The 6,863-nt window shown below is 66.5% G+C and carries 8 protein-coding genes and 1 pseudogene; 7 read left to right on the forward strand and 2 right to left on the reverse strand.

Annotation, left to right across the window (positions count from 1 at the left end; genetic code table 11):
- The 6 genes and pseudogenes from NW75_RS28425 to NW75_RS19660 all read left to right on the forward strand — a co-directional run.
- Nucleotides 1-270 (forward strand): hypothetical protein (locus NW75_RS28425; protein ID WP_443024504.1); only part of this gene is annotated, 270 nt, incomplete at its 5' end.
- Entirely contained in the window at nt 225-1,130 is a 906-nt protein-coding gene (locus NW75_RS19640; protein WP_443024505.1) for a DUF58 domain-containing protein, read from the forward strand. The genes NW75_RS28425 and NW75_RS19640, both read left to right, overlap by 46 nt.
- Nucleotides 1,127-2,174: pseudogene (locus tag NW75_RS19645) on the forward strand (stage II sporulation protein M). Before NW75_RS19640 ends, NW75_RS19645 begins: the two are co-directional and overlap by 4 nt.
- A gap of 30 nt (nt 2,175-2,204) precedes the next feature.
- Nucleotides 2,205-3,020: an RDD family protein gene (locus tag NW75_RS19650; protein WP_033967036.1), complete on the forward strand. Its 816-nt coding sequence runs from the start codon at nt 2,205-2,207 to the stop codon at nt 3,018-3,020.
- Between the two features lie 84 nt (nt 3,021-3,104).
- Nucleotides 3,105-3,716 (forward strand): hypothetical protein, encoded by a 612-nt coding sequence (locus tag NW75_RS19655; protein WP_156143082.1) that lies wholly within the window; start codon nt 3,105-3,107, stop codon nt 3,714-3,716.
- Nucleotides 3,655-4,704, forward strand: coding sequence for a hypothetical protein (locus tag NW75_RS19660; protein WP_156143083.1), 1,050 nt, complete (start codon nt 3,655-3,657; stop codon nt 4,702-4,704). The genes NW75_RS19655 and NW75_RS19660 overlap by 62 nt, the downstream gene beginning before the upstream one ends.
- Here NW75_RS19660 and NW75_RS19665 read toward each other — a convergent pair.
- On the reverse strand, nt 4,632-5,180 hold the full coding sequence (locus tag NW75_RS19665; RefSeq protein WP_033967039.1) for a tetratricopeptide repeat protein: 549 nt from the start codon (nt 5,178-5,180) through the stop codon (nt 4,632-4,634). The genes NW75_RS19660 and NW75_RS19665 overlap by 73 nt on opposite strands.
- The gene (locus NW75_RS19670; protein WP_156143084.1) at nt 5,114-6,436 is read right to left on the reverse strand and encodes a hypothetical protein; all 1,323 of its coding nucleotides are present in this window, start codon (nt 6,434-6,436) and stop codon (nt 5,114-5,116) included. The genes NW75_RS19665 and NW75_RS19670 overlap by 67 nt, the downstream gene beginning before the upstream one ends.
- Nucleotides 6,437-6,574: 138 nt before the next feature.
- Between NW75_RS19670 and NW75_RS19675 the strand changes: the two genes are divergently transcribed.
- The coding region (locus tag NW75_RS19675; protein WP_033967041.1) for a hypothetical protein at nt 6,575-6,863 on the forward strand (289 nt) is incomplete at its 3' end.

Here is a 6,863-nt window from a genome sequence, read left to right on the forward strand (position 1 = left end):
TCGCTGATCGTGTCGAGTCGCGGCGCGACCGTGGAGGCGGTGGTCAGCGTCGCTCTCGATGGCGCGCGCGTGCCCGGCAGTGCCGAAGTTGCGCTTGCGCCGGGGCCGCTGGTGACGCTTGAAATGACGGGCGGATGTGGATCGCGCTTCGGAACGGTCGCGGCGTGGCGGTCCTGCCGCTGGCAACGGTGCGGCGCGGGACGGCGCGGTTCGAGCAGTTGTGGTTGCGCTGGCGCGGGCCGCTCGGGCTGGCGTGGCAGCAGCGGGTGATTGCGACGGCCACGACCTTGCCGATCCTGCCCGACATCCGCCCGCTGCACGATCGCGGCGCGCAGATTTTCCAGCGGCACGCGCTGCAGGGCCTGATCGCGCAGATCGAGCGCGGCGACGGGGCCGATTTCGAGGCGCTGGTCGAGTTTCGCGCCGGCATGGACCGCCGCGCGATCGACTGGAAGCAGTCGGCGCGCCAGACCAAGCTCCACGCCAAGGAATTTCGTACCGAGCGCAACAACCAGATCGTGTTCGCGGTCGATGCCGGGCGGCAAATGTGCGAGCCGGTCGCCGGGCTGCCGCGCATCGATCGTGCGGTCTCGGCGATGTTGCTGACCGCGTGGGTTGCGCTGAAGCTGGGCGACCGCGTCGCGCTGCACGCCTTCGATTCGCGGCCCCGCATCGCCAGCGGGGTGGTGTCGGGGATGCCCGCCTTTGCCAATTTGCAACGGCTGGCGGCGGCGATCGAGTATAGCGGCGAGGAAACCAATTACACCTTCGCGCTGACCACGCTCGCGGCACGGCTGACGCGGCGTTCGATGATCGTGCTGTTCACCGAATTCACCGATCTGACCTCTGCCGATTTCATGGTGCGCGCGGCGGCGCGGATCGTCGGCACGCATCTGCTGCTGGTCGTGGTGCTGCGCGACGAGGAGCTGGAGCGCATCGCCGATGCGGCTCCGGTCACTGCCGACGATGTGACGCGCGCGGTGACGGCGGCGGCGTTGTTGCGCGACCGCAAGCTGGTGCTCACCCGCTTGCAGCATCTGGGGGTGCATGTGATCGAGGCCGAGCATGATCGCGTCGGCGAGCGGCTCGTCGCGGGTTATGTCGATTTGAAGCGGAGGAACCTGTTGTGACGGACATCGCCCCCGCCGCTGTTTCTGCGTTCGCGCCGCCGCAACCGGTGCTGGTGAATGCCAGCCGCTTCCGCGCCGCCCATGCGGCCGATTGGGAACGGCTGGAGTCTCTCATCTCGCGGATCGAGCGTCGCTCGGTGCGCGCGCTTCAGGATGAGGATTTGCTCGCGCTGCCCTTGCTGTATCGCTCGGCGCTGTCGTCGTTGGCGGTGGCGCGCGAAACTTCGCTCGACCGCGCGCTGATCGTCTATCTCGAACAGCTCTGCACCCGTGCGTATTTCCAGCTTTACGGCGTGCCGAGTTCGGCGCTGAGCCAGTTGGCGCGCTTCTTCCGCAATGCCTGGCCCGCCGCGATCCGTTCGATCTGGCGTGAGACTTTGGTCGCCTTTCTGTTGACGGTGGCGGCGGCAGTGGTCGGCTATGTGCTGGTGCGCGGCGATCCGAGCTGGTTCTTCGGCATCGTCGGCGATGGCATGGCGCAGGGGCGCGATCCATCGGCCTCGGTCGAAAGCCTGCGCCAGACGTTGTACAATACCAAGGATCAGGATGCGCTGGCCACCTTTGCCGCCTTCCTGTTCACCCACAATGCGCAGATTGCGATTTTCGCTTTTGCGCTGGGCTTTGCCTTTGGCGTGCCGACGGTGTTGCTGATCGTCTATAACGGCCTGACTTTGGGTGCGTTTCTCGCGGTGTTCGCGCCCAAGGGGCTGGGCTTCGGCTTCATTGGCTGGATCATGATCCACGGCACCACCGAAATGTTTGCGATCATCCTGTCGGGGGCGGCGGGGTTCCGCATCGGCACCGCGATCGCCTTTCCCGGACGCCAGGCGCGGATGGATGCGGCGGTGGCGGCGGGCAAAAGCGGGGCGACGGTGATGGCGGGCACGGTGGTGATGCTGGCGGTGGCCGGGGGTGCTGGAAGGGATCGGGCGGCAGACGGTTACCGCCGATCTGTCGCGCTATGCGATCGGGCTGGCGATGCTGGCTGGCTGGCTACTGTATTTCTATCTGCCGAGGGGTCGCCATGGCGTTGTTCAGGCGTAACCGGACGCGCCGCCCGAAGGCCCGCAATCGCTGCGGCGCAGCTTCGTCACGCCCGAAGGCGTCGATCTGCAAATCGAGCTGGGCGGGGCGGGAGTCCGCGCCGCCGCCTTCATGGTCGACGCGGTGGCGATGTTGATTCTGCTCATCTTGGCGACGATCGCCATCGTCTTGCTGTTCGTGGCGAGCAAGCAAAGCGCCCTGGCGATCCTGTGGTTGCTGGGCTTCTTCGCGTTGCGCAATGGCTGGTTCGCGCTGTTTGAGATGGGCGGGCGCGGGGCGACGCCAGGCAAGCGCTTGATGGGCCTGCGCGTCGTCGCGCGCGATGGCGCGCGGCTGACCGGGGGGGCGGTGATCGCGCGCAACGCAATGCGCGAGATCGAAGTGTTCCTGCCGCTCAGTTTCCTGATGTCGCAAGCGGTGCAGGGGTTGGCGGACAGTTTCGTGACGATCTTTGCGCTGGGGTGGAGCGGCATTTTCCTGTTCTTCCCGCTGTTCAACCGCGACCGGCTGCGGATCGGCGACCTCCTCGCCGGGACATGGGTGGTGCGCACCGTGCGCGGCGAGCTTGGCGCGGATCTGGTCGTCGCGAGCGAACGTGCGCGGCGCGTGTTTCCCGAAGCCGCGCTCGATCTGTACGGCGTCTACGAGTTGCAGACGCTGGAGGAGGTCCTGCGCAGCGGGCGCGAGGATGCCATCGCCACCGTCGCCGCCACGATCCGGCGCAAGGCGGGGCTACCGGACGATCATGACGATCGCGGCTTTCTCGACGATTATTATGCGGCCTTGTGCGGTCGACTTGAACGCGGACTGCTGGTCGGGCGGCGGCGTGCGGATAAATTCGCCTGAGCCGCAGCGATACCGCCCGATTTTCACGCGATTCGGACAGCTTTGCGGCAAGGCGCGCGCACCTTAGTGTTCGGAGGAATGCGCGTGCCCTCGCTGTCTTGGTCCACCACGCCGCATTGGCGCAATTACCACCACACGCAGGATCGGCTGCAGGTCGAAACTGCGGCGTTGATTCCGGGGCCTGGGCCGAGCGAGGCCATCCCGGCGCTGCGCAAGACCGCCGAATTGTTGGGCGCGGTGCTGGGGCATGCGGCGCAAAAGCGTGCACCGGTCAATGTGCTCGGTTCGGCCTGGTCGTTCAGCGACATTACCAAGGGGCCGGGCGGGCTGGCACAGACGACGCTGGCGCAACATATCTGGCGTGTCGATCCTGCGGATCTCGGTGCGGCGGCGGTGCACCGCGACCGCATGGTGCTGGCGCATGCGGGGACGACGATCCATGATCTGAATGCCTTTCTGGAACCCTCCCTCTCGTTGGCCACCTCGGGCGCGCATGACGGGCAAACGGTGGGGGGGGATGCTGGGCACGGGCGTGCACGGTTCGGCGCTCAGCTATGGCGGTTTCCAAAATCACATTCGCGGGGTGCATATCGTAACGGGCCCGGGCGAATCGTGGTGGATCGAGCGCGGTCCGGTGCCTTGGCTCGCGGCGGCAACGGCGCGGACGCTGGCCAATCATGTTGTGCTGGAGGCTGACCTGTTCGAGGCGACGCTGGTCCATCTCGGTGGGCTCGGCGTCGTCAATGCCGTGCTGCTGGAGGCAGTGCCGGGCTTCGTCGTCGATCTGGTACGGGTAAAGCACCCGCTGACAGCCGCAGCGATCGCGCAATTGCAGGCGGGCGATTATGCGGGCTTCGCGCGCGAGGTGTGGCCGCCAAGCCGGGAAACGCCTTATTATATCGAGGTCATTCTCGATCCCTTTCACCCCTATGCCGGCTATCGGGGTGACGCCCACGATGCACTGGTGACGCTGTTCTACAAGCGCGAACCGAATCGCGTGGTCGCCCGGCTGGCGGCGCTGCCCGATGTTCCGCACGAACCGACCCATGAACCGCTCAACCTGCTCGGCCGGGCGCTCGCGGCGCAGCCCGAACAGGATTTGCTGCTGCCCTTGCCGCAGGCGGTGGCGTGGCTGGTCGCACAGGAGTTCAAGCCCGAGCCGGCACCGGGCGTGGCCCCCCGCCAATTGACCTGGGGCGGGGCCAATGGCCCGCATGTCCGCCAGAAAATCCTCGGATGGGAAATCGAACTGTACAATGCCGCTTATGCGATCGAGCGAGCACATTTAAGCACGACGCTGAAAACCATGCTGGATGCGTTCCATACCCATGGCGGCGGGCACCAGGTGTTCACGCTGCGCTTCGTCACCAAGGCTGCCGGGCTGATGGCCTTTACCCGTTTCGACGACACGGTGGTGATCAACATGGATGGGCTTCGCACCCTTAACAGCGCCGATGCCGCGCGGTGCGTGGCGCTGGCGCTGGAGCGCGAGGGCATCCCCTTCAGCCAGCATTGGGGCAAGCAGGGTGTCATCACCAGCACCCGGGTGATGCGCGACTTCGGGATGCCGAGCGACCCCCGCTCGCGCGCCGGGCGTTGGCGGGCGGCGCGTTATCGGCTGCTCTCGCCCGAGATGCGGGGCGTTGTGTGCAGCGATGCCTTGTCGGCCTGGGGCCTGGCATAGCGATCCAGCGCGGTGTCGAGCACCGCACGCATCCGCGGATCGCGAATGATCGCATCGATGCTGCGCGTGCCGCCCAGCGCACGCAGGCGGATGGCGTAGGGAGCCGCCTCCTGCTCCTCGCCGTTGAGGGTAAACGCCACAACCAGCGCGGCGAGGGTGACCGGGGCGTGCGGGAGATATTGCACAGCCTCGCGCAAGGCGGTCCGTGCGCGCGCGACTTCGCCACAGGCGAGCAGGCCGAGTCCTATTCCGGTCAACGCTTGCGGCCGCACTGCCGAACGCGGGTTCATCCGCAGCGCCTGCTCGAAGCGCGTGATCGCCCGCGCCGGCTTGGCACGCGCAATGTCGACCCACCCGCCCCAGAACAGGCTGGCCCCCGATGCCGGGTGAATCTCGAGCGCCCGCTCGATCAATTGATCGGCGATGTCGATGTCTCCGCCAATGCCGACCAGCGTTCCCGCCGCATAGCCGAGCACGAACGGATCATCGTCGCCGTAGCGCAGGCAATGTTCATAGTGAGCGAGGGCCGCCGCCCGCGTCGCCGCAGGATCGTCCGCCCAGCCGAAGGCGAAGGTGATCGAATGGCAAAAGGCGGCAAGGCGCTCGCCCAGGCATTGTTCGGCTCCAGCACCAGCACTTGCCCGGCCAGCGCGATCGCCTCCTCCATCGGGGCCCGTTCCCACTGACGGAACAGCGCATTGGCCCGCCAATAGAGATGATAGGCATCGGCGGTCGTTACCGGTTGTGCTGCGGCCCGCGTGCGCTCGGCGATCTCGACCGAGGAGTCGATTTGTTGCGCGACCGTCGCCGCGATCTCGGCCTGCACGTCGAACAGGGCGTGCAGCGCCGTATCGAAGTGCTGGGTCCAGATCTGTTCGCGCACCACACCATCGGTCAGGCGCACCTGAATGCGGATGGTCCCGCTTTCCCGCTGCACGCTGCCTTCGAGCAGATAGCGCACGCCCAGTTCGCGGCAAAGCGGGCCGTGATCCAGTGGGCGTTCCACGCGCGGGCCGGCCAGCACCACGAACAGCGTCGAGAACCGCGAAAGCGCATCCCCGATTTCGTCCGTAAAGGCGGTGGCAAGCGCGATATCGTCGGGGGCGCTGGACCGGGTGCTGAACCCGATCACCCCGACCGACGGCTTGCGGGACGAGGGAGCGAAACCGTTGGCCAGCCCGGACGTGGCGGGTGCTTGTGCGCTTTGCGCCGATACCGGCGTATCGGATAGCGCGACTCGCTCCCACGCTTGCACGTGCACATGGTCAATCAGCGTGCGGACATGCTGGCGCTGTTCGCGGAGCCAATCCTCGAATCCGTCCTCGCCAGGCAAATCGAGGCCTTCCAGCAATTCTCCGGGATCGGCGAGGGCGGGGGTACGCACATTGGTGACGTCGGTGTGAAGTTCGCGCACATCGACATCGATCCGGTCGAGGTCCAGCCGAACTTTTACGGAGTCCGCGGAAAGGAGCGGTGGCTCACCGGCTCCATTGATCGCCAGCCGCAAATTGGACAGTTCTCGGCGCAAGCTGGCGCGGGCTTGATCGGGATCGCGGCCGCCCCACAGTTGCGCTTGCAGCCAGGCGCGCGAGCGTTCGCCCGAGCGCGCCAGGGCAATCAGGGCGAGCAAGGCAATGCCCTTGCGGCTGGTGATCTGCAGGCGGGTGCCGTCAGGCGCGAACAGCCCAAACGCACCGAGCAACCGCAAGCGATGCGGTGTCCTGTTCTCCATGACCCTGTTCCCCGCGTCGCGCTTTCCGCCTCGCCCCCGCGACGGCTTTCACGTTTTTCGGACTCCAGTAAAACATCGTGCGTAGGTCGCGTCTATCGGCAAGTGCGAAATGGGTCCGAAACGGTTTGGGGGCATGCCATGCTGAAGGTTCGCGCAATGCTGGTCGCGACGATCGCGCTGGCGCTTGGCGGCTGCGCCACGCGGGGCGCTCTCCATATCGATTGCCCGCAATTCACCAAATATATCATAAAGATGCCGCGTTCGCAGCTCGTCGAAGATATCCAGGCAGATGCCGGCGCGGGGGGGCTCCAGGTTCAAGCGCTGGCGGCCGACCCGCGCGCCCGCTTTTCGCTTGAGGCAAGCCTTGCCGCAGGCGCGCGCAACGCGATGCGGCCGAAAGCGCTGCGCGTGCCGGAGGCGGCGATCG

Origin of the sequence: Sphingomonas sp. Ant H11 (assembly GCF_000797515.1) — a bacterium.
In the GTDB taxonomy this organism is placed as follows: domain Bacteria; phylum Pseudomonadota; class Alphaproteobacteria; order Sphingomonadales; family Sphingomonadaceae; genus Sphingomonas.